Below are 20,258 nucleotides of genomic sequence, written 5' to 3'. Positions count from 1 at the left end.
CCAGAAACGCTTCGGGGCGGGAACGGCCAGCCGGGACGTGCCGACACGTCGGGCTCAGGCCGTCAGCACCGGCCGATCGGCGCTGCGAACGATTCGCTCGGCGACGCTGCCGATCCGGCGCGTACGCTGGTGGCTCTGTCCCTGATAGCCGATCACGATCAGGTCCGCGTCCCGTTCGTTGGCCGTCTCACGGACGGCCTCCCACGGCCGACCGTGACAGACGTGCCAGCTACACTCGACGCCGACGTTGTCCGCGCGATCGGCGAGGTCCTCGAGCATCGCCGCCCCCCGGTCCTCGAGATTGTCGAGGACGATCTCCGTGCTACTGAGCGCGGGCTCGCCGTATCGGTGGGTTTCGACGCAGTACATCGCGTGTACCGCGGCGTCGTATCGGTCGGCGAGCTCGAGGGCGTGTTCGACCGCCCGGTTCGCCGGATCGCTGCCGTCAGTCGGGACCAGTATCGTCTCGAACATCCTCCGTCCGTAGTCACGTCGAACCCGGTGAAATAGCTCACACTGGCTCGGCTGACAGATCGCCTGTTCGATTTCCTCGATCAGACCGTCAACACGGGCCGATCGACGTTCCGGACGACGCGTTCGGCCGTACTGCCGATTTCGCCACTCGAGTCGAGGCCGCGATTGCCGAGCACGATCAGATCGACGTTCGCCTCGTCGGCAACGGCTGCGATCTCGGTGTGTGGACGACCGCGGCGGAGGACAGTGCGCACGTCGAGATCCGCTCGCGTTGCGGCGTCCTCGAGGACGTCTTCGGCGCGGTTCTCGAGATCGTCGACGACGGCGGACGAATCCGAGAGCATCGAGTCGCCGTACCGTCGCGTGTCGACGACGGAGACGACGCGGAGGTCGGCGTCGAACGACGATGCGAGATCGACGGCGTACTCGACGGCCCGGTTTGCGGGTTCGCTGCCATCCGTCGCGACGAGAATCGACTCGTACATGCCTGTCAGTTCGACCACGGTCGACTACTAATATCTTTCAACGACGCCGGTGGTCTCGCCGAGACTGTTCGTCCTCACGAGAAACGCTCACGCCTGCCGGTGATGATCCAGAACGGACGTATCTCCGAGCGAGAACCGGGAAGAGAGGGGACCGGTCAGGACAGTTGCCTCGAGACCCACTCTAAGTTCGTCGCGAGTGCGGCGAGAACGAGAGCGACGAGCGAGAACAGGATGAGGAACGTCGAGACGACGCTGACCATCGGGTCGAGTGCCTGTCGGATCTCCGTCCAGGCGAGGACGGGGATGGTCTCCGTACTCGCCGTCGAGAGGAACAGCGCCATCACGAACTCCTGAAGGCTGATGATAAACGCCAGTAGCCCGCCGACGAAGACTCCCTGTTTCACGTTCGGCAGGACGACGTGGACGAACGACTGGATCGGTCCCGCACCGAGGTCGGCGGCCGCGTCGAGTTGTTGCCAGTCGAAGCGGCTGAACACCGACCGCATCACGAAGTAGACCAGCGGCGTCGCCCACAGGGTGTGAGCGAGCACGAGGGTCACGTACGAGCCGCGGATGCCGAGTTCGCTGAAGTACATCAACAGCGTGATGCCGAGGATCACCGGCGGGATCAACAGTGGGATCAGGACCAGCGGCCCGACGATCGAGCCGATCCGACTCCCGTCGTCGATCTCCTGTCCGAACGCAGCCAGCACGCCGAGAACGGTCGCGAGGATCGCCGTCCCCACGCCGACGATGATGCTGTTCTCGAAGGCCGTGAGCCAGCGAACGTCGCCGAAGAACTCGCCGTACCAGACGAGCGAGTAGCTCTCCGGCGGAAACGCCAGCCGCCCCGAGGCCGCAAACGACGTCGCGACGACGACCAGCAGCGGTAACAGCAACAGCGCGAACAGCGTGAGGTAGCCAGTCCGGAACGCGAGAGTCTCGAGGGTTTCTCTATGCAAGATCGAAGTCACCTCCGAAGAAGTTGAGGACGGCCGAGATGATGGCGACGCTGACGAGCATCAACACGAGCATGACGACCGACAGTGCAGCCGCCAGCGAGTAGCGCATGTCGCCGATCATCAGGTCCTCCGCGTGGACGGCGAACGTGATGCCGTTCGAGAGGAGGTCCGGCGCGGCGTAGGCACCGACGCTCCAGGCGAAGGAGATCACCGCGGCGACGATGATCCCCGGCATCACCTGCGGCAAGACGACCTCGACGAACGACCGCGGTCGGCTCGCACCCAGATCCCTGGCAGCCTCGACGAGGCCCCAGTCCATCGTCGCCATCACGCTGTAGATCGCCAGCACGGCGTACGGAAGGACGATGTACAGTTGCCCGACGATGGCACCCACCGTCGCAGGGACGAACTGGATCGGCTCAGAGAGCAGCCCCACCGACAGGAGGACGTCGTTGACCGTTCCCGTCGGCGACAACAGCGGATTGAACGCGTAGGTCCTGATGACCAGCGTGGTCAGCAGCGGCATGACCACCGACAGCAACAACAGCGACGTGACGACCCCGCTCGAGCGCCAGATCGCGTAGGCGTAGAACAGTCCGATGAGGACGGACAGTACAGTCACGATCGCCCCGAGGACGAACGAGTACAGGATGATGCTGTGCAGCAGGTCGCTGTTGAAGACGGTTGCGTAGGACTCGAGCGACCAGGTTCCGGGTTCGTAGACGTGATCGCTCGACCCGTCAGTAAGGCTGATCCGCAACAGGATGGCGAACGGAACGACGAAGATCAGGACCTCGAAGACGAGCAACGGTGCCATCAGTAGCAGTGACCGGTTCGAACGCGACAGCTCCGAGAGCGTGGGCAGGGCCGAACGCGCCGCGCTGATCGGTCCCACGAGCCCGGAATCGGTGTTCGCACCCGACATCGCTACAGTTCAACCCGCGTTCCGTCGGTGCGGAACGCGAGCACGTCGTCGCCGTTCCACTCGATACGAATCTCGTCGCCGGCCGACAGGGTCTCCTCGGTGGTGTCCGTGCGTTCGACGAATACGGACGAGTCTCCGACCGAGACGGAGTAGCGAACGGTCGAGCCCCGATAGAGGACGTTGTCGATCGTCCCGGTGACGGCGTTCAGCGCGCTGCCGTCGGCAAGCATGGACCGCTCGCGTTCCGCACCGCCAGTGTCGCCTGCCGCGTCGCCGTCCGACGCCAGCAGGTCGATCGAGAGGATCTCGGGGCGCAACGATAGTTCCAGCTCCGTCCCCTCGGTCACCTCGTGGTCGCCGTTCGTCGGGATCGTCAGCTCCGCGCCAAGTGCCGTCTCGACGGTGACGATGTCAGGGCCAACGGAACTGACCGTCCCCTCGACGAAGTTGGTGTCGCCGAGGAAGCCCTCGATGAAGCGGTTTTTCGGGTTCTCGTAGATCTCGTCTGGATCACCGACCTGGATCAACTCGCCTTCGTTCATGATGCCGATGCGGTCGGCCAGCGTGAACGCCTCGTCCTGATCGTGGGTGACGTGGACGAACGTCTCCTCGAGATCCTCGTGAATCTCACGGAGTTCGATCTGCATGTCCTCACGCAGGCGCTTGTCGAGGTTCGACAGCGGCTCGTCGAGCAACAGGACGTCGGGATTGACCGCCAGTGACCGGGCGAGTGCGACGCGCTGTTTCTGCCCACCGCTCAGGTTCGTCGGATCGTGGTCCCCGTACCCGCTCATCTGGACGCGCTCGAGCATCTCTTCGGCTCGTTCGTGGCGTTGTTCTTTCGGGACGCCACGCATCTTCAGGCCGAACGCGACGTTCTCGAGTACCGATTTGTGGGGGAACAGCGCCCAGTCCTGAAACACCGTCGAGGTGTTTCGATCGTAGGCTGGGTGGTCGGTGACGTCCTCGCCGCCGATTCGGATCGTTCCCGACGTCGGCGTCTCGAGGCCGGCGATCATTCGAAGCGTCGTGGACTTGCCGCTACCGCTTGGCCCGAGCAAACACAGCAGTTCGCCGTCGGTGATCTCGACGGAGACGTCCTCGACTGCGGTCGTCTCGCCGTACCGTTTCTCGAGTTCCAGTAACGTGATTTCGGACATACGATTGGGTGTGTAGTCGCGTTAGGACCCCTGTTGCATTCGCGAGAACTCGTCGGAGAGGTCGGCGTCGTGGGCTGCGAGGTACTCCCAGTCGGGGAACGCGATACGTCGAGCCTCCTCGTCTGTGGTCGGCAGGTCGTCCTCGAGTTCCGCGGGGTAGTCGATGTTCTCGTTGCTGAACATCATCGGGTGGTCCTGGGCCCATTCGGACTGGACGTCGGCGTCGAGCAGGAAGTCGATGAACTGCTCGGCCTCGTCGTGCATGTCGGTGCCCCGAACGATACACCAGTTGTTGATCCAGCCAGTCGTCTGCTCGGGCATCGTGTGGGAGAGACCGTCGTAATCGTCGATGTCGAAGGCCGTCTGATCGTAGTACCACTGGGCGACGTCGATGACGTCGTTCTCGAATGCCTGCCAGATGTCCTCGCCAGAGGCGGCCCACTCCTCGATGCCCCAGTCTTCGATCCGGGCCAGAACGTCGTCGTGCAACGCGTCGTCGTACATCTCGCCGGCGCCGTCTTCCTCGTCCATGCCGATGGCGGCGGCGTACATCGGGTACCACCAGAAGCCGGTGTCGATGCCGACGCCTGCGCTGTCGGCAACGGCCTCAGAAGAGAGGTCGGCCCACGCCTCCGGATCGACGTCGGCGTCGTCTCGGTGGATGATCGTACATGGTGCGCCGTCGACCGGCATCCCGTACTCGGGGTCACGGATCTCCGTGAAGAAGTCCATGATCTCGTCGTAGTTCGACATGTTGTCGACGTCGATCGGTTCGAAGAGGTCGTCCTGCCGGCCGTAGTAGTAGAAGTTCCCCTCCGCGACGGTGACGTCGAACGGCGGGTCGTCTGCCGGCGCGTTCCGGATGTCTTCTAACACTTCGCCCCAGCCACGACGGAGGTCGATCCCGACGTCGTGTTCGGCTTCCCACTGGGAAATGAGTCCCTCCTCGAAGCGATCGGCGTAGTTGCCGCTCCAGACCATCACACGCAACTGGTCGTCGCCAGCACCCTCGCCTGCAAAAGTTTCGGCACACCCTGCGAGTGCGGCTGCCCCACCGGCTGCCGCCGCGGACAGGAGTCGACGACGGGAGGTTGTCCCCGACCCGTCGGATTTGGCTGTCGACTCGATCACTGACTTCGTCTCGTTGGTATCTGCATCCCGTTGTGGGTCTGCAGCCATTGGTGCCCCGGTTCTCTTGGATGGTGACATAAAACGATTGTGGACTCGAGCGAGTTGCACAGCCCGAACACAGCCACCAGCGAGTCGGAAATCGGGCGGAGCGAATCAGCCGTCTCGAGATCGATCGTACGACTCGTGTTCGGATCGGTGCCCACCCCAGAGGTGGGGATAGTCCGGGACCTCGATCCAGTAGCCCGTCTCAGTCGTCGGCGACGGTCTCGGATCGATCCACACCAGCACCAGCGTGTCCCTCGTGTTCGACCGCTGTCGACCGCAACGCCGGCGAAATCGCGGGAACGTCGCCTTCCGAGACGTCACCGCGGGCCTCGATCTCCTCGAGCGAGCGCGGGAACGGCCGCAGGTCCATGTGGATCGCGATGCCGGCGTTGGCGCCTTCGCCCATCGCGACGGGAACCTGATTGTGCCCCGGCGTGAGGTCGCCGACGGCGTAGACGCCGTCGACCGACGTTCGACCAGCGTCGTCGACCGCCACGGTGCCGTCCTCGGTCCGGTCGAGGTCGAGCGACTCGACGAGGTCGTCGTGGTAGTTCGAGCCGTACATCGGGAAGCCGCCGGTGTACTCGCGGGTCGTTCCGTCTTCGAACTCGAAGGACTCGAGCCAGCCGTCGTCGCGTCTGGTCATTCCGGTGATCTCCTCACGAACGACGTCGACGGGGTGGGCCTCGAGCATGGCAGCCGTCTCTTCGCTCCACTCTGGGTCCTCGCCGCGGGTGAGGACGTCGACGTCGTCGGTGTAGTTCAGCATGATCATCGCGACGTAGGCGGCGGAATCGCCCGTTCCCATCACGTAGACGGGTTCGTCGACGAACATGAACGCATCACAGTGCAGACAGTAGTGGAGACCGCGACCGGTACGCGGCAACGGCGGATCTGGGCGTTCGTCGGCAAAGCCCGTTGCGAGGGCGACCCGGCAGACGTCGACGGTCTCGTCCCCGAACGAGACGCGAAAGCCGCGATCGATCGGACTCGAGTCGGGGCCGTCGATCGGTTCGACGTCCTCGACGAGCCCGCGCTCGAACGTCGCGCCGTAGCTTTCGACCTGCTCGCGTGCCGTCTGCAGCAACTCGTTGCCGGAGACGTGCTCGGGGACGCCGATCACGTTGTGCGTCTCCTGCATCATCGCCGCACGACCGCCGCCTCGGTCGACGACGAGTGTATCGAGTCCCAGTCGCGTCGTGTAGAGGGCGGTCGTCAGTCCAGCGGGGCCGCCCCCCACGACCGCCACGTCGTAGTCGAATCCGTCGTTCGCGTACATGTATTGGACAGTAGTGTGGGCCAGCTAAAAACCTGTCTGCGTGGGCGAGATGGCCCGGTGGACGCCTGCGGCGCGCGCGATTCGTCGCCCGCATCGACCGGTCGCCGCCCGATCACCGGCGTTCGATCAACGCGTCGGCCTTGCTTCGCACCCTGATCGGCTCGAGTTCGTCGGCCAACTCCGCTGCTTCCTCGAGTTTCGAGGTCGTCTCGGCACGAATCGTGAACAGCCGGTCGCCGGGGTCGACGGCGTCGCCAGCGGACTGGTGGATGACGACGCCGGCACCGCGATCGAGCGGCGCGCCCGCTCGCCGTGCGAGGTCGGAGATCTGTCGACTGTCGACGCGACTGGCGATGCCGCCGCGATCGGCCCGGATCGTCACCGACTCGTCACCCGGCTCGACGTCGGTCGACTGGATCGTCGGGTCCCCACCCTGTGCGTCGACGATCCGACGGAACCGCTCGAGCGCCCGCCCGGAATCGAGAATCTCGGTCGCGGAGGCGTCGACGCCACAGTGCTCGAGCAGCAGTTCCGACAGCCGCAGGGACTTCAGGCGGAGTGACTCCGGTCCGCTGCCCTCGAGCACCTCGAGGACGTCTCTGGCCTCGAGAGCGGGGCCGATTCCGTGGCCGATTGGGTCTGCACCGTGGGTAATCGCGCAGGTGACGTCCATCCCGAGGTGGTCGCCGACGCGCTTGAAGTCGTCAGACAGTTCGCGGGCAGCGACGATGCTCTCGACTTTTGCCCCCTCGCCGTAGGGGACGTCGATCACGACGTGGGTCGATCCCGCGCTGCGTTTTTTCGAGAGAACCGAGGCCATGAGCTGGCCGTCGGGGTCGATCGAGAGGGGATTCTCTGCGCGGATGATCTCGTCGTCGACGGGCGAGAGGTCGACCCCGCCACCCCAGACCAGACAGCCGTTGGTCTCCGCGACGATCGACTGGATCTCCTCGATCGAGAACTCGACGTCACAGAGGACCTCCATCACGTCGGCGGTCCCCGCCGGCGAGGTCACCGCCCGTGAGGAGGTCTTCGGCATCGTGAGGCCGGCCTCGGTGACGATAGCGACCATGACCGGCGTCACGCAGTTGCCAGCCACGCCACCGATCGAGTGCTTGTCGGCGACGACCGGCGCGTCCCAGGTGAGTTGCTGGCCGACGCCGCTCATCGCCTCCGTGAGGTGCTTGGTCTCCTCGAGCGAGAGACCGTTGGTGTAGATCGCCGAGACGTAGGCGGACAACTCGACGTCCGAGAGGCGGTTCTCGTGGATGTCCTCGACGATGCACTCGAGTTCGTGGGCCTCGAGTTCGAGGTCGTCGAGTTTCTTCCGCACGTACCTGACAGACCGTGGGGTGCCGGCGTGTTTCACCTCCACCGGCCCCGAGACGTAGTGGAGGGGTTCGGTGACGCCGACCGTTCCGGCGTCGACCAGTTCGTCGGTCCGCTTGACGATCCCGGTCGTCGTCTCGCCGTTCCACCAGATCCGGACGCGGTCGAGCGGGTGGACGCCCAGTTCGTCCGCGTCGGCCGTGTTCAGCAGGACCAGCGGGCGCGTCGTCCCGATGTCGATCGTCGTCGCCTCGAGTTCCATTGGTTCGGATGGACTCACGGGGAGGTGAAAACGGTACTGGGCTGGCGTCGCTCGAGCGGGTGAAAGCTTCAAGCCGTCGATCGGTGCAGTCACGGATGGAGGAGGAATCCGATGAGCACCGACCGTAACCCCTTCAGACGGCTGGAAGAACAGTTCGAACGCCTCCAGCGGCAGTTCGAGGATGCACTCGAGACCTGGGACGTGAGCCAGTTCGGCAGTTCCGAGATCGACCTCACGACGCGGATGGGCGTCGACCTTGCCGACCACGGCGACGAGTTCGTCCTGACGGCGGACGTCCCGGGATTCGACCCCGACGAGATCGATCTCCGGATCGCCGCCGAGACGGTCCACATCGAAGCCGAGAAGGAGTCGAGCCACCAGGCCGGAATCGACGAAGAACAGGAGACCCTCGAGTCGGGGTCGGAGTCCGAAACGGCGTCGGAACGCGAGCCAGCGCCGGGAACAGAACTCGAGGACGGGTTCTACATCAAGAGTGAGCGGGCCCGTCGTTCCCTTCGGCGCTCCGTTCGACTTCCCGAGCCGGTCGACGAGGAGCGTGCCTCGGCGTCGTGTAACAACGGCGTGCTCACGGTTCGGATTCCGAAGGCCGACCCGGACGCCCGCAGTGGAACCTCGATCGACATCGACTGATCGCGACCGCTGTTCCCGACCGGCTCGGAACTCGAGCGGTCCGTTCCGCCCCGCTGTCGTGGCCCTCTCGTCACTCCTCGAGCACAGGAGTCCGGTCTGCGCCGACGACGAGGACGTCCTGCTCACTGTGTCGGGTGACGCCCTCCGTGACGCTGCCGAGCATCATCCGACTGAGGCCGCCGCGGCCCCGGGTTCCCATCACGATGACGTCCGCGTCGACCTCGTCGGCGTAGTCGAGAATCTCCTTGACCGGCGTACCGTCGCGCACCGCCGTCTCGACGGGAACGCCTCGCGACTCGCCGCGTTCGGCGACGCTCGAGACGAACTCCGCGGCTCGCTCCCCGAGGACGTCTGCGGCGCTTCCCCCGTCACCCGGCAACGCTACCGATCCGAGCGGCCCGGTCTCGACGACGCAGAGGACGTCGACGCGGGCATCGAGCGTCGCTGCCAGCTCGAGGGCGGTGTCTGCGGCGTCGTCCGCGAAGTCGCTCCCGTCGGTCGGGACGAGGATCCGATCGTACATACTCTCACTTTCGTGGCTCAGCGTATATAGTGTCGGCTCTCTGCCGTCCCGACCGGGCCTGTCAGTCTCGCCAGTCGGCTCACTGGTCGAAGTAAATCTGTCCCCAACAACCCGACGGCGGGAAGTTTACATGAATGGTAAGTACGGGGAGGTCGACGATCAGGTATGGACGTGACCGACATCGTCGACCGGACGTTCGACACCTACGACGAAACGACGCCGGTCTCGAAGCTCCGCGGGGCATTCGAGGACTCGAATCGGAAAGCACTGCTGGTCACTCGCGACGGCGATCTCGAGGGGATCGTCACCCGCCGTGACGTCCTCTCGTCCCACGAGAAGAACACGCGCAAGGCCCGCTCGCTCGTCAGGCCGGTGCCGACGATCGGCCCGGACGAAGACGTCCGAGAGGCCGCCCGGCTGATGATCGCCGGAGACACCCGACTCCTCCCCGTCGTCGAAGACGGCACTGACGAGGTCTCGGGCGTCGTTCGCGCCGACGACCTGCTCGAGGCTGTCCAGCCGTACCTCTCGGTACTCGACGCCGACGACGTGGCCACGACCGACCTCGTCTCGGTCGACCCCGGGACGAACCTCGGCAAGGCTCTCGCGACGTTCCGGAAGGAACGCATCCAGCACCTCCCGGTCGTCGACCCCGACGACGACGGTGACGTCGTCGGCATCGTCAGTCTCGTCGACGTCCTCGAGTTCGTCACCCGCGAACTCACCCGTTCGCAGGGTGGGGACCCCGAAGAACACATGGACGCGAGTCAGGGGGGCCACCACGGTGGGTTCGGTGCTCGCGAAGGCGAGAGCGCGGACCTCCTCGAGTTACCCGTCCGAAACGTGATGGTAGAAACGCTCGGCACCGCCAGTCCGGACGAGGATCTCGATTCGGTCCTCGAGACGATGCTCGAGTTCGGCGGCTCCTCGTCGATCCTGCTCGAGGACGGCTCGCTCGCCGGGATCGTCACCAAGACCGACCTGCTCGAGTCACTGACCTGGACCGAAGAGCAGCAGCTTCCCGTGCAGGTCTTCGGTGTCGATCTGATGGCCGAGTCGAGCCGGGAGGGCCTCGCCGAGCGTATCGAGAACGTGACCCGGAAGTTCGGCGACATGCGCGTCTTCGAGGCGAAAGTCCACTTCTCTGAGCACCGCGAACGACTCCGCGGTGTTCCCCAGATTCACGCCCGAATCCGCCTGTTCACCGACAAGGGGCTGTTCGTCGCCAGCGACGAAGGCTACGGCGACCGCCACGCCTTCTCGCTCGCGCTGAACGCCATCGAACGCCAGATTCTCGAGGGCAAGCCCTCGAGCCGAATTAAAGAACACTCCGACGAGGACCTCGAGAAGGTCTACGGCTGGTGGCTGCAGTCCTGATCGGTCTCCGTGAGAACGGAGCGGTGCCACGACCGAACCAGTCCTGATCGAGCCGAGACCGTCTCGGTGTGTTCTTTTTGATGGTTGCCGATCGTCACCGGCTGAAAGCGAGGGGAAGGCATACCCGTGCGAACGACGTCTTCGGAACCGATGGCCGAGCCGTCAGGTGACGACCCAGCACTTCTCGTCCCGATCGTCAACGAACAGACGGCGACGCGCCAGCTCGATACGGCGATCGACCTCGCTCGAGACCGGGACGCCCGGATCCACCTGCTGTTCGTTCTCGAGGTCCCGTCACAGCTCTCGCTCGCGGACGGGCGGCGGTATCTGCTCGAGGACGAGCACCAGACACTCGTTGCCGACGCAGCCGAGCGCGTCGCCGCCCACGACGTCCCCGTCGAGGAACACGTTCGAATGGCCCGCGGTGTCGCACGCGGAATCGTCGGGGCGGCGAGCGAGTACGACGTCGACGAAATTCTCCTCGGCTGGCGGGGTCGCCCGCCACGCGAGCAGATCGTCCTCGGAAACCACGTCGACGCCGTCTTGCAGTCGGCGCCGTGTGACGTCCTCGTCAGGCGAATCAAGACCGAGACGCCGACGATCGGATCGATCCTCGTCGGCGTCGCTGGCGGCCCACACGGAACGTACGCGGCCGATGTCGCCGCCTCGATCGCCCGTGAACGTGATGCCAGCGTCACGCTGGCACATGTCCACGATCCCGGGGACGGCGACCTCGAGTACGGCGAGGCGGAAGCCCTGCTGGTCCGAACGGCCGAGCGGTTCGACGGCGTCGACCACGTCGAACGCGAGGTCGTCAGCAGGTCGTCTATCTCGAGCGCGCTGACCGATCTCTCCGCTGACCACGACCTGACGGTCCTCGGCGTCTCCGAGGGCGGCCTGATCAGGCGGCGATTACTGGGCACGGTCTCGAATGCCGTCGGCCGACACGCCGCCGGCACCGTCATCCTCGCGAAGCGACGCGATCCCGTCCCCTCGAGGCTCAGGCGCCTGTTGTCCTGATCGAGTGGGGGCGTGGCCGTCGTGCTCTCCTCACCCGACCGTGAGCACCGGCACCGGCGACCGACGCACGACTCGCGCCGTCGTACTCCCGAGGAGGTCACCGCTGGCGATGACTCGCCCACGCGTTCCCATCGCGATGAGGTCGGCGTCGACCGACTGGGTGGCAGCAAGCAGTTCGTCCCCCGGCAGCCCTCGACGGACCTCGGTCGACGCCTCGAGTCCTCGTTCTCGCGCCAGTTCTGCGACGTCTTCGGTCGCCGATTCGCCAGCCTCACGGAGGACGCCGAGGATGCTCCGCGGGGCGTCCTCGAGGTCGGTGACCGACGAGTCGATCACGTAGACGACGTGGACGTCGGCGTCGTATCGCTCGGCGACGTCGAGGGCGGACTCGGCTGCGCGTTCGGCTGCGTCGCTACCGTCGGTCGGTAACAGGATGCGATCGTACGGATCGTCGGGGAGTGGATCAGCGTCGTCGTCCAGTCGGACCGAGAGCACGGGGACGTCGGCGCGGGTGAGTACGCGTTCGGTCGTACTTCCCAGTCTGGCTCGCTCGACGCCGGTTCGGCCGTGGGTTCCGACGACGATCAGGTCGCTGTCGTACTCCGCGGCCGCCGCGAGAATCTCCTCGTGGGGGACACCCTCGCGGACGGCGCGTGCCACCTCGAGGTCGCGGTCGCTCGCCCGGTTCTCGACGCGGACGGTGGCCTCGCGGCCTCGTCGTTCGGCCGGTTCGTAGAGCGTCTCGTGCTGGTCTGCATCCAGTCCCGCCGGCTCCGGGCCGACGTCGACGACGTAGAGCGCCTGCACGCTGGCACCGTATGCGTCGGCCAGTTCGGTCGCGTGGTCGATCGCGACGTCGTCACCGGGGCTCCCGTCGGTCGCCACGAGTACGTTCGTGAACATGGTGGGCCTGACGACTACGGGCAGGATCATAACGAGTGGGGTCAGCCGCTTCGCACTAGCCAGCCGCCAGCGCACTCGAGCGGCGTCCGAGCCCCCAGCCGAGGAGCGCGAGACCGACGAAGATCGCGATGGCCTGAAGGGCGTGGGCACCCGGCACCTGTTCGGGAGTGAATCCCCAGGCGTCGAGTCCGAGACTGAGGAGCAAGGAGACGAGTACCAGCGCGAGGCCAGCGTCGGCCGTCCGCATGTTCGGTAGCGCTTCCGGGGACGTGTAGCGGCGTCCCAGCAGGTACCACGCGAGGACGTACGGAATCCAGCCCACGACGAGGTACCGGATGGCGAGCGTGTCTTCCCCTGCCGAGACCGACCGCGGAACGAGCCAGAGGTAGACGATTCCCGTCGCCAGCACGGCTGCAGCCAGCAAGAGGAGTCCGACCCAGTCGCGGTCGTTCGTCATCGTCCGGAGACTGTTCGGAGAGCGTGATGAATGTACCGGTGCCTTCCAGCACCCGCAGTCGTCGGGCGTCCAGAACCCGCTACCGGCGACTGGTCGACCGACGGGATGATCCGACACGCACCCGAATTTTATGCCTCTCCTGAGCGAACGGTCGGGTATGTACGACCGACTGTTGCTCCCGACGGACGTCAGCCCCGGTGTCGACCGCGCGATCGGCCACGCCATCGACGCCGCCACCCGGTACGACGCCGAGTTACACGTCCTCTACGTCGTCGACGCCGACGCATACAGCTCCTACCCCGGCGACGAGTACGTCCACGAACTCGAGGGCCTCGAGAGCGCACTCGAACGCGCCGGCGAGGATGCACTCGAGGCGATCGCCGACGAGGCCGACGACGCCGGTGTCGAGACGGTCACAGCTGTCCGTCACGGCGTCCCACACGAGGAGATTCTCGAGTACGCCGACGACGAGGACGTCGGGCTGACGGTCCTCGGGTCGAAACGTCGCTCCGACGAGTACCGACGATTGCTCGGGAGCGTCGCCCAGCGGGTCGCGACGCTCGCGGAGCGACCGGTGACGATCGTGAAGACGCCCGTCGAAGAGTGACGACTACGTGTTTTCTCCGGCCTCGAGCCCCGGCGGCAGCCCCTGGTGTTTGACACCCGACCGCTCCTCGATCCGGAACTCGTAGACGCGAACCTGCTGGTCGTCGAGCGCCGACGCGAACAGTGCCGGTCGCCAGGCTTCGGGAAGGTCCGACTCGAGGTCGTCCCACCGCTCCTCGGGAACTGGCTCGAGCCGACCCGTGAGAAGGACGCTCTCCCAGCTGTACGGCGAGTCGACCGTGAAGACGAGGAATCGTGCACGCTCGCTCGATTCGGTGAGCGTCGCTTTCCGACTGCTCCCGCCGAGAACGTACGTCAGGTAGAGCCGGTCCTCGCCGTCGTAGCCGTACGAGATCGGGAGCACGTACGGTCCGCGACCGCCCGAGAGCGCGAGCACACCCACGCGCTGACTCGAGAGGAACCCCGTGATTTCGTCGTCGGTCAGCTCAGCCAGCCCGAACTCGCGTAACTCGTCGATGGTCATACAGTACGTTCGCCCACGGTAGCAGTGAAAAAGCCATCCCCACTCGACGACGGTAAATGCGCCTGCAAGTCCGTCGTTGATTGGACTCGCGACCGACGACTGCAGTATGCGCGTGGCTGTTGCCGGCACCTTCGGCCCGATCCACGACGGGCACCGTCGACTGTTCGAACGGGCCCTCGAGGTCGGCACCGACGGCGTCGTCGTCGCGCTCACGAGCGAGGACCTCGCCGAACAGACGCGCCACGAACCGCGGCCGATCCCGCCGCTCGCGGAGCGACGGGAACGCGTTTGCGAGGAATTGTCTCGACTCGACCGGTGGGATCGCGACGTCGAGTTACGAACGCTCGAGTCGCCGCTGGGGATCGCCTCGACCGACCCGGACCTCGACGCGCTCGTGGTCTCCCCGGAGACCGTCGGCGAACTCGAGGAGATCAACGACCGCCGGCGCGAGGCGGGACTCGAGCCGGTGACCGGCATCGTCGTCCCCTACGTGCTCGCCGAGGACGGCGAGCGATTGTCCTCGACGCGCGTCGTTCGCGGCGACGTCGACGACCGGGGCCGGGTACTCGAGTAGCCACCGTCTCGACCCGGATCAGGGAGACTCCGGATCTGCAGGGGACGGAACCCGCGGTGGGCGGCGTTTGTGAGCCGTCCGGGCGCACCACGACTCGAGTTTTTCGACGAGCGACGGCTCGACGCCGATGTCCTCGGCGACGGTCGCCACCTCGCGCCCGTCGTCGATTCGTCGTCTGAGAATTCGATCGACGGTCTCGACGTCGACCTCGAGGGAACCGATCGGCGAGGTGCCCGGGTACAGCGGCGAACCGGGGCTCTCGACCACGAGATCCTCGGGGAGTCCCACTTCCTCGGCGAGCGCTCGAACTTCGGTCCGGTAACAGCCGGCCAGCGGGAGACAGTCAGCACCCGTCTCACCGTGTTTGGTCACCGACCCGAGCAGGTACTGGGTGCGATCGGCCGCGCCGACGACGAGACCGTCGGTCGCGTTCGCCGCGTAGTACAGACAGGCCATTCGCAGCCGTGAGAGGGCGTTCGTCGTCGCGATCAGGTCCTCGGCCGGCCCGCTCGAGTCTGCGATCGTTTCCTGGAAGGCGGCCAGCACCGGGTGCAACTGGAGGCGACTGTGTTCGATCCCGAGCGTCGAGGCGACCGCTTGCGCAGTCTGGGCCACTGCTTCGTGGCTGACGTACGCGGGCATAACGAACGCGGTGACTCGCGATTCGCCGACGGCCTCCACCGCGAGCGTCGCCGAAAGCGCCGCCCCGACGCCGCCGTCAAGCCCGACGACGAGTCGCTGGGCACCCGCGTCTGTGAGCATCGTCTCGAGAAACGCTCGCGATTGTTCGTGGATGGACGAGCAGGCTGCCGGCGTGGTCGCGAGGCCATCGGTGCCGCGGGGGACGTCCACCGGTGGAACGGTCGGTTCGATCGTCATTCCCAGATCGTGGCCGCCAGTTCGACGCTAGAACGCACGCTACATACGCTTCTGTCGACAGTCGTCTGGATCCGAATTCGTCTCATTCGGCGTACCGGAGTGTGGCACCCGATATAATGGTTGGCTACAGTGTGTTTATTCACGTACCTGTGGTTTATGCACAGCCATACACTATGTACTCGTACCGATGACCGACCGTTCGTCCAGTACTCGAGCCCACCCAAGCCACCGGAAACCAGATGCGGAATTCCCATTTTCGGCCCTGGCATCCGGTTTCCGGCGATCCCGATCCTGATCCCGATTCCGATCAGATCCCATCCGATTCCAACAGTCGTTGCCAATCCCGTGGACACACCTCGAACCGCTCTGCGTCCAGTTGCTTCGATCGCCGGTGCGCGATATCGACGTGTCCAGCGAACCGGGGGGACGCTGACGCGGCCGTAGCTACTTTAGTCCGACCGTGGTAGGGACCGCGGATGTACGATACGCTCCTCGTCCCGACCGACGGAAGCCCGGTCGCGGAAACCGCCGGAACGTACGCAATTCGGCTCGCGGAACGATTCGACGCGGCGATACACGTCGTCTCGGTGCTCGAGCGAGGGCTCGTCGGGGGCGACGACGAAGACGAGGTCGAACGGGCGATCGACGAACTGGCTGACCGCGCGCGGGAACGCGGTCTCGAGGTGACCACCGAACGACGCGAGGAGGAGGGGAACGTCCACGAAGAGCTTCTCGCGGCGGCTGACGAACGGGACGCGGACCTGATCGCAATGGGGACGACTGGACGGAGCGGCCTCGGCCGATTCCTCCTCGGGAGCGTCGCCGAACAGACGTTGCGGGAGTCGTCGGTTCCCGTCGCGACCGTCAACGAGGAAACGAGCATCGAAACCGAATTCGAACGCATCCTGGTCCCCACCGACGGGAGCCACAGCGCGACCACGGCGTTCGACCACGCCGTCGATCTCGCACTCGAAACCGACGCCCGACTCCACGTCGTCCACGTCACCGACGGAGGCGACGGTGACGGGGTAGAGACGTACGACACCGACGACGGAGAAGACGCTGGCATCGAACCAGTCGACGACGCACTCGAGTACGCTCGCGAAGCGGGCCTCGACGCCGTCGACGTCTCGGTCCCGAGCGGTCGGGTCGACCAGGGGATTCTCTCGACCGCCGCGGGCGAGGACGCCGACTGTATCGTGATGGGAACCCACGGTGAGACCGGCCTGCGACGATACCTCCTCGGGAGCACGACCGAGCGCGTCGTCCGTTTCGCTGGCGTCCCGGTGATCGGGATCAGCGCGCCGCGAACCGAGGCCGTATCCGTCGACTACCTCGACTATCAGGTCGTCGACGAACGGGGCTGGTCGCTCGAGGACGCGGACCTCCTCGAGCGGGCCGCCGAAGCTGATCTCGACGATGAGGCCTGCGGTACCGTCGAGGTCGGGCGTGACGAGTACGTGCTGGACGCCGCAGAGGCGGCGGGCCACGAGTGGCCGTTTCACTGCCGGGCAGGTGGCTGCGTGAACTGTACCGCAGTCTTACTCGAGGGGGAGATCGAAATGGACGTCAATCGGAGCCTCTCGGAGGAGGAAGTCGAGGAGAAGGGGTTCCGGTTGACGTGCGTGGGGACGCCGGCCAGCGACTCGATTGCGCTCGTCTACGGCGCGAAACACCTCGACGAACTGCGTGATCGCGTCGTCTAGTGGCGGTCCAAGCCTGAACTGGTGGGACGAATCCGTCGTCGCAGTCCGGTTCGGCCCTGCAGTCGACGGTTGGAACGGTACCAGGGACCCTACTGGGCATAGCTTTATCTGACGGATCGATGTCCGTGTGGCCACAATCGAGTGACACGACGACACCATGACGGCAGATACCAACAACGAACTCACCCATCATCTGGGCGTCGCCATCGGAAGCATCGTCGTCGCGGTCCTGCTGTGGGTCGCCGGCTACCGCGGACAGCGAGTCGTCGCCGCCGTCCCCTTCTTCATCCTGTTCGTCGTGATGGTCATCGGCCCGCTGGTACGCATTCGGCCGTCGATCAGGCGTCGCGTTTCCGGGAACTTCCCGGTGAACTGGCGCTCGGAACTGGGGATCTGGTTCGCCATCTGGTCCGTGATCCACGTGCTGTTCGTCTTCTGGGCTCGTGACTGGGACGTCGTCGGGTATCTCGTCGACATGAGCCCGTGGGCGTTCGGTGCCTTCGTGGCCGTCCTCATCGCGATCGTGCTGGCGTGTACGTCCAACAATCGGGCCTACGACTACCTCGGGCCGAAAGCCTGGAAGTGGCACCAGAGCCACGGCACCTACGTGATCTTCTGGCTGGTGGCCGTCCACGGCTACGACCGGGCGTACCTCCGCCCGTACGAGGAGATGGGGTTTCCATCGGACGATCCGCTCCACCTGATTTATCTGGTGATGATCGTCGTGGTCGTCCTCCTCCACGTCGTCGCGTTCGCCGTCGTCGTCTCCCAGTACCGGAAGACCGGCGAGTACCCGCCCGACCTGTGAACGGCGTCGTCGGATACGGTTACGTTTCGGCCGGCCGACGACCGAACGGGAGCAGGTACAGCGGGTCGAGTCGCTCCGGCAACCCGAGGACGGCAGCGACGTCGGCGTCGGAAAATGCCCCGACGGGACAGGTGTTCAGCTCCCGTGATTCACAGACGAGGTGGACGTTCGCCGCGGCGTGGCCAGCCTCCATGTGGACGTATCGCTCACCGTGGTCCGGATACTGTGTTCGCGTGCGTTCGGCGTGTGCCGCGAGCACGATCGTCGCCGGTGCATCTCGGACGACGTCCTGCCCGAGCGCGGCCGTCGTGAGTTCGCCGCGAATTGACGTCTCCAGTTCCGTCTCGAGCGCGTGAGAGTCCGGATCGTACCGGTACAAGCCCGGATCCAGTCGTGAAGCCCCGTCTTCGGTGACCTCGAGAAACGCAGTGAGTGGATACGTCGCCCCGGCACTCGGCGCAGCGCGCATCTCGACGCCATCTCGCACGTGGGTCGTCCCCTGGGCCGCCCACAGGAGCTGGGAGACGTCCTCGAGTGTCACCGGCGTCTGCGCGAACGACCGGCGACTCGCCCGTTTTGCGATCGCTCGCTCGACGCTCGTCGACCCGTCCGGGTCGGGCTCGGGGAGTTCGACTGTCGCCATAGCGCCACTTCGATTGCGAGAAAGATAATACCGGCTGCAGATCGACAATCGATGGTTCGAGCGAAACCCGTCGACGACGCTGTGGCGCTCCCGGAAGAGTGACCGCCCATGTCGCGACCGGGTCTCGTTCACGTCGACGACAGGTCGAACAGGTCCGAATCGGACGTCGGTGAGCCGCCCTGACTGGTTCTCGAGGCTGCGGCGACCGACGTCGACCTGCTCGACCTCGGCGCACTCGGCCACCGAGCCGAGGCCCTGCCGATTCCGCCGCCCGTCATCGACCGGTTCCGATGACGATCTGTCGGTGACGGCCACTCGAACTCACCTTCAGGTTTGCATACTCGAAACGAATAATAACAACATAATATAATAACCGGACGCGGATGTGATTGATAAGTGGGGAGTGATAAATGCTAATAGTGGGCATGCCGACGCTGTAAAATCCTGCCCACTACGTGAAGAACGCATAAACACGTTCTATGTGTCAGTCATTCCTTTATAATAGTAATATTTCATGATGTGTGTGGGTTCCCGAACCATACTACCGCTCACACTGGATCAGTGTCGGGAACGAATATGTGGCACGCCGGACTGGTAACAGGAGCTACTTGACTGTGCCCCGTGAACGGGACGACGAGATGGACGCGACGCAGTATCTCGTGATTCGGACGCTTCACCTGTTCGCTGCCGCCCTCCTCGTCGGCGGCGCGACGACGCTATGGCTCACCGTCCGACTCGAGGAAACCGTCTCCACGTCGCTGCTCGCCTGGGCAGAAGCCGCGTTCTGGGCACTGGTGAGTCTCCTCGTTTTCACTGGGCTCGGTAATCTTGTTGCGACCGGAACGCCACCGCTCGAAACGCGCCGTGGCGGTGTCCTCGCGGTCAAATTCGGCGTGATCGTCCTGCTCGCCGTCGGCTCGGTCGTCCGGTCGTTTACCGTCGTCTACCTTCGACGGGACGGCGTCCGAACGCCGACCGGCACACTCGAGTGGCTCTACGGGCTGACGGCCGTCGCGGTCGGTCTCGTGGTCGTTCTCGCGGAGGTGCTCGTCTATGGCTGATCCCGACCGACTCCTCGAGGGCTGGACGGTCGGGACGAGTGCACTGGTAATCGTTGGACTGGGCGGGTTACTCGTGGCGCTGCTGACCGACGTGCTCGCGGCTGTTCTCCCCGAACTCGGGACCGCGCCCGCGACGATTCTTTTCGGGTACGTCTGGTTGTTGACGCTCACCGCCGCCGGACAGGGTCGAATAGTCGCTCGCTCGCGACCCCTCAGGTCGGTCGCTGGCGACGCTGCACTGGCCGGTGCGATGATCGCACTGATCTACCTGACGGTCGTGCTGATCGTCGGCTTCGTCGCTCCCGGGCCGGCACAGCTCGATCCCGGGACAGTGCCGGTCGCTCGCGTCGTAATCGTCGGCACAATCGTCGGTGCGATCGGCGGCGGCCTCCTCGGCGTGTTCTTCGTGGGATGTGACCGACTCGCCCGTCGACTGGCGACTCGAGCAGGTGATGGATAGGTGACCGACGACCGGGTAGATATCGACTTCCTCGAGTCGAAAAGAGCGAGCGGG

General features: G+C 65.3%; 23 protein-coding genes. 9 read left to right on the top strand and 14 right to left on the bottom strand.

The features are described from left to right. Window positions 1-54 precede the first annotated feature (54 nt). The 8 genes from B1756_RS15365 to B1756_RS15330 form a co-directional block, all read right to left on the bottom strand. The gene (locus tag B1756_RS15365; protein ID WP_086889345.1) at window positions 55-474 is read right to left on the bottom strand and encodes a universal stress protein; all 420 of its coding nucleotides are present in this window, start codon (window positions 472-474) and stop codon (window positions 55-57) included. 80 nt (window positions 475-554) lie between these two features. Further along, window positions 555-959, bottom strand: coding sequence for a universal stress protein (locus B1756_RS15360; protein ID WP_086889344.1), 405 nt, complete (start codon window positions 957-959; stop codon window positions 555-557). Between the two features lie 155 nt (window positions 960-1,114). Next, on the bottom strand, window positions 1,115-1,921 hold the full coding sequence (locus tag B1756_RS15355) for an ABC transporter permease (protein WP_086889343.1): 807 nt from the start codon (window positions 1,919-1,921) through the stop codon (window positions 1,115-1,117). Continuing rightward, entirely contained in the window at window positions 1,914-2,846 is a 933-nt protein-coding gene (locus B1756_RS15350) for an ABC transporter permease (protein ID WP_086889342.1), read from the bottom strand. Before B1756_RS15350 ends, B1756_RS15355 begins: the two co-directional genes overlap by 8 nt. Window positions 2,847-2,848: 2 nt before the next feature. After that, window positions 2,849-4,006 carry an ABC transporter ATP-binding protein gene (locus B1756_RS15345; RefSeq protein ID WP_086889341.1) on the bottom strand — a complete coding sequence of 386 codons (1,158 nt, stop codon included), beginning with the start codon at window positions 4,004-4,006 and terminating at the stop codon, window positions 2,849-2,851. A 21-nt stretch (window positions 4,007-4,027) separates the two neighbouring features. After that, window positions 4,028-5,185, bottom strand: coding sequence for an ABC transporter substrate-binding protein (locus tag B1756_RS15340; protein WP_086889340.1), 1,158 nt, complete (start codon window positions 5,183-5,185; stop codon window positions 4,028-4,030). 199 nt (window positions 5,186-5,384) lie between these two features. Next, window positions 5,385-6,461 carry an NAD(P)/FAD-dependent oxidoreductase gene (locus B1756_RS15335; RefSeq protein WP_086889339.1) on the bottom strand — a complete coding sequence of 359 codons (1,077 nt, stop codon included), beginning with the start codon at window positions 6,459-6,461 and terminating at the stop codon, window positions 5,385-5,387. A gap of 112 nt (window positions 6,462-6,573) precedes the next feature. Continuing rightward, window positions 6,574-8,052 (bottom strand): AMP phosphorylase, encoded by a 1,479-nt coding sequence (locus B1756_RS15330; RefSeq protein WP_086889338.1) that lies wholly within the window; start codon window positions 8,050-8,052, stop codon window positions 6,574-6,576. A 111-nt stretch (window positions 8,053-8,163) separates the two neighbouring features. On the opposite strand from B1756_RS15330, the gene B1756_RS15325 reads away from it, so the two are divergent. Further along, window positions 8,164-8,703 (top strand): Hsp20/alpha crystallin family protein, encoded by a 540-nt coding sequence (locus tag B1756_RS15325; RefSeq protein ID WP_086889337.1) that lies wholly within the window; start codon window positions 8,164-8,166, stop codon window positions 8,701-8,703. Between the two features lie 70 nt (window positions 8,704-8,773). Here B1756_RS15325 and B1756_RS15320 read toward each other — a convergent pair whose 3' ends face one another. After that, window positions 8,774-9,226, bottom strand: a complete 453-nt coding sequence (locus tag B1756_RS15320) for a universal stress protein (RefSeq protein WP_086889336.1) — start codon at window positions 9,224-9,226, stop codon at window positions 8,774-8,776. A 165-nt stretch (window positions 9,227-9,391) separates the two neighbouring features. Between B1756_RS15320 and B1756_RS15315 the strand changes: the two genes are divergently transcribed. Both B1756_RS15315 and B1756_RS15310 read left to right on the top strand, forming a co-directional pair. Further along, window positions 9,392-10,603, top strand: coding sequence for a CBS domain-containing protein (locus B1756_RS15315; protein WP_086889335.1), 1,212 nt, complete (start codon window positions 9,392-9,394; stop codon window positions 10,601-10,603). 150 nt (window positions 10,604-10,753) lie between these two features. Next, the gene (locus tag B1756_RS15310) at window positions 10,754-11,623 is read left to right on the top strand and encodes a universal stress protein (RefSeq protein ID WP_086889334.1); all 870 of its coding nucleotides are present in this window, start codon (window positions 10,754-10,756) and stop codon (window positions 11,621-11,623) included. Between the two features lie 30 nt (window positions 11,624-11,653). On the opposite strand, the gene B1756_RS15305 is transcribed toward B1756_RS15310, so the two are convergent. Both B1756_RS15305 and B1756_RS15300 read right to left on the bottom strand, forming a co-directional pair. Next, window positions 11,654-12,526 (bottom strand): universal stress protein, encoded by an 873-nt coding sequence (locus tag B1756_RS15305; RefSeq protein WP_086889333.1) that lies wholly within the window; start codon window positions 12,524-12,526, stop codon window positions 11,654-11,656. Window positions 12,527-12,581: 55 nt separating this feature from the next. After that, window positions 12,582-12,983, bottom strand: a complete 402-nt coding sequence (locus B1756_RS15300) for a hypothetical protein (RefSeq protein ID WP_086889332.1) — start codon at window positions 12,981-12,983, stop codon at window positions 12,582-12,584. Between the two features lie 157 nt (window positions 12,984-13,140). On the opposite strand from B1756_RS15300, the gene B1756_RS15295 reads away from it, so the two are divergent. Then, window positions 13,141-13,590, top strand: coding sequence for a universal stress protein (locus B1756_RS15295; RefSeq protein ID WP_086890216.1), 450 nt, complete (start codon window positions 13,141-13,143; stop codon window positions 13,588-13,590). Window positions 13,591-13,593: 3 nt separating this feature from the next. Here the strand turns inward: B1756_RS15295 and B1756_RS15290 are convergent, their stop codons facing one another. After that, on the bottom strand, window positions 13,594-14,073 hold the full coding sequence (locus B1756_RS15290; protein WP_086889331.1) for a pyridoxamine 5'-phosphate oxidase family protein: 480 nt from the start codon (window positions 14,071-14,073) through the stop codon (window positions 13,594-13,596). Between the two features lie 106 nt (window positions 14,074-14,179). Here B1756_RS15290 and B1756_RS15285 point away from each other — a divergent pair, with 106 nt between their 5' ends. Continuing rightward, window positions 14,180-14,647 carry a phosphopantetheine adenylyltransferase gene (locus tag B1756_RS15285; protein WP_086889330.1) on the top strand — a complete coding sequence of 156 codons (468 nt, stop codon included), beginning with the start codon at window positions 14,180-14,182 and terminating at the stop codon, window positions 14,645-14,647. Between the two features lie 18 nt (window positions 14,648-14,665). Here the strand turns inward: B1756_RS15285 and nadE are convergent, their stop codons facing one another. Then, the gene (gene nadE, locus B1756_RS15280) at window positions 14,666-15,526 is read right to left on the bottom strand and encodes an NAD(+) synthase (RefSeq protein WP_086889329.1); all 861 of its coding nucleotides are present in this window, start codon (window positions 15,524-15,526) and stop codon (window positions 14,666-14,668) included. Window positions 15,527-16,002: 476 nt separating this feature from the next. On the opposite strand from nadE, the gene fer reads away from it, so the two are divergent. Beyond that, the gene (fer, locus tag B1756_RS15275; protein ID WP_086889328.1) at window positions 16,003-17,232 is read left to right on the top strand and encodes a ferredoxin Fer; all 1,230 of its coding nucleotides are present in this window, start codon (window positions 16,003-16,005) and stop codon (window positions 17,230-17,232) included. 157 nt (window positions 17,233-17,389) lie between these two features. Beyond that, the gene (locus tag B1756_RS15270; RefSeq protein ID WP_086889327.1) at window positions 17,390-18,040 is read left to right on the top strand and encodes a cytochrome b family protein; all 651 of its coding nucleotides are present in this window, start codon (window positions 17,390-17,392) and stop codon (window positions 18,038-18,040) included. 19 nt (window positions 18,041-18,059) lie between these two features. On the opposite strand, the gene B1756_RS15265 is transcribed toward B1756_RS15270, so the two are convergent. Beyond that, window positions 18,060-18,683 carry a SagB/ThcOx family dehydrogenase gene (locus B1756_RS15265; RefSeq protein ID WP_086890215.1) on the bottom strand — a complete coding sequence of 208 codons (624 nt, stop codon included), beginning with the start codon at window positions 18,681-18,683 and terminating at the stop codon, window positions 18,060-18,062. A 608-nt stretch (window positions 18,684-19,291) separates the two neighbouring features. Here B1756_RS15265 and B1756_RS15260 point away from each other — a divergent pair. Together B1756_RS15260 and B1756_RS15255 are read left to right on the top strand one after the other, a co-directional pair. Then, window positions 19,292-19,744, top strand: a complete 453-nt coding sequence (locus B1756_RS15260) for a DUF2214 domain-containing protein (RefSeq protein WP_152031327.1) — start codon at window positions 19,292-19,294, stop codon at window positions 19,742-19,744. Next, on the top strand, window positions 19,737-20,204 hold the full coding sequence (locus B1756_RS15255; RefSeq protein WP_086889325.1) for a DUF7965 family protein: 468 nt from the start codon (window positions 19,737-19,739) through the stop codon (window positions 20,202-20,204). Before B1756_RS15260 ends, B1756_RS15255 begins: the two co-directional genes overlap by 8 nt. Window positions 20,205-20,258 lie beyond the last annotated feature (54 nt).

This window comes from Natrarchaeobaculum aegyptiacum (assembly GCF_002156705.1).
In the GTDB taxonomy this organism is placed as follows: Archaea; Halobacteriota; Halobacteria; order Halobacteriales; family Natrialbaceae; genus Natrarchaeobaculum; species Natrarchaeobaculum aegyptiacum.
This window is presented reverse-complemented; position numbering and strand designations above follow the sequence as displayed.

Coding starts and splice junctions, on each gene's coding strand:
- B1756_RS15365 (WP_086889345.1), bottom strand. CDS start 474: ATGTTCGAGACGATACTGGTCCCGACTGACGGCAGCGATCCGGCGAAC.
- B1756_RS15360 (WP_086889344.1), bottom strand. CDS start 959: ATGTACGAGTCGATTCTCGTCGCGACGGATGGCAGCGAACCCGCAAAC.
- B1756_RS15350 (WP_086889342.1), bottom strand. CDS start 2,846: ATGTCGGGTGCGAACACCGATTCCGGGCTCGTGGGACCGATCAGCGCG.
- B1756_RS15345 (WP_086889341.1), bottom strand. CDS start 4,006: ATGTCCGAAATCACGTTACTGGAACTCGAGAAACGGTACGGCGAGACG.
- B1756_RS15340 (WP_086889340.1), bottom strand. CDS start 5,185: ATGGCTGCAGACCCACAACGGGATGCAGATACCAACGAGACGAAGTCA.
- B1756_RS15335 (WP_086889339.1), bottom strand. CDS start 6,461: ATGTACGCGAACGACGGATTCGACTACGACGTGGCGGTCGTGGGGGGC.
- B1756_RS15330 (WP_086889338.1), bottom strand. CDS start 8,052: ATGGAACTCGAGGCGACGACGATCGACATCGGGACGACGCGCCCGCTG.
- B1756_RS15325 (WP_086889337.1), top strand. CDS start 8,164: ATGAGCACCGACCGTAACCCCTTCAGACGGCTGGAAGAACAGTTCGAA.
- B1756_RS15320 (WP_086889336.1), bottom strand. CDS start 9,226: ATGTACGATCGGATCCTCGTCCCGACCGACGGGAGCGACTTCGCGGAC.
- B1756_RS15315 (WP_086889335.1), top strand. CDS start 9,392: ATGGACGTGACCGACATCGTCGACCGGACGTTCGACACCTACGACGAA.
- B1756_RS15310 (WP_086889334.1), top strand. CDS start 10,754: ATGGCCGAGCCGTCAGGTGACGACCCAGCACTTCTCGTCCCGATCGTC.
- B1756_RS15305 (WP_086889333.1), bottom strand. CDS start 12,526: ATGTTCACGAACGTACTCGTGGCGACCGACGGGAGCCCCGGTGACGAC.
- B1756_RS15300 (WP_086889332.1), bottom strand. CDS start 12,983: ATGACGAACGACCGCGACTGGGTCGGACTCCTCTTGCTGGCTGCAGCC.
- B1756_RS15295 (WP_086890216.1), top strand. CDS start 13,141: ATGTACGACCGACTGTTGCTCCCGACGGACGTCAGCCCCGGTGTCGAC.
- B1756_RS15290 (WP_086889331.1), bottom strand. CDS start 14,073: ATGACCATCGACGAGTTACGCGAGTTCGGGCTGGCTGAGCTGACCGAC.
- B1756_RS15285 (WP_086889330.1), top strand. CDS start 14,180: ATGCGCGTGGCTGTTGCCGGCACCTTCGGCCCGATCCACGACGGGCAC.
- nadE (WP_086889329.1), bottom strand. CDS start 15,526: ATGACGATCGAACCGACCGTTCCACCGGTGGACGTCCCCCGCGGCACC.
- fer (WP_086889328.1), top strand. CDS start 16,003: ATGTACGATACGCTCCTCGTCCCGACCGACGGAAGCCCGGTCGCGGAA.
- B1756_RS15270 (WP_086889327.1), top strand. CDS start 17,390: ATGACGGCAGATACCAACAACGAACTCACCCATCATCTGGGCGTCGCC.
- B1756_RS15265 (WP_086890215.1), bottom strand. CDS start 18,683: ATGGCGACAGTCGAACTCCCCGAGCCCGACCCGGACGGGTCGACGAGC.
- B1756_RS15255 (WP_086889325.1), top strand. CDS start 19,737: ATGGCTGATCCCGACCGACTCCTCGAGGGCTGGACGGTCGGGACGAGT.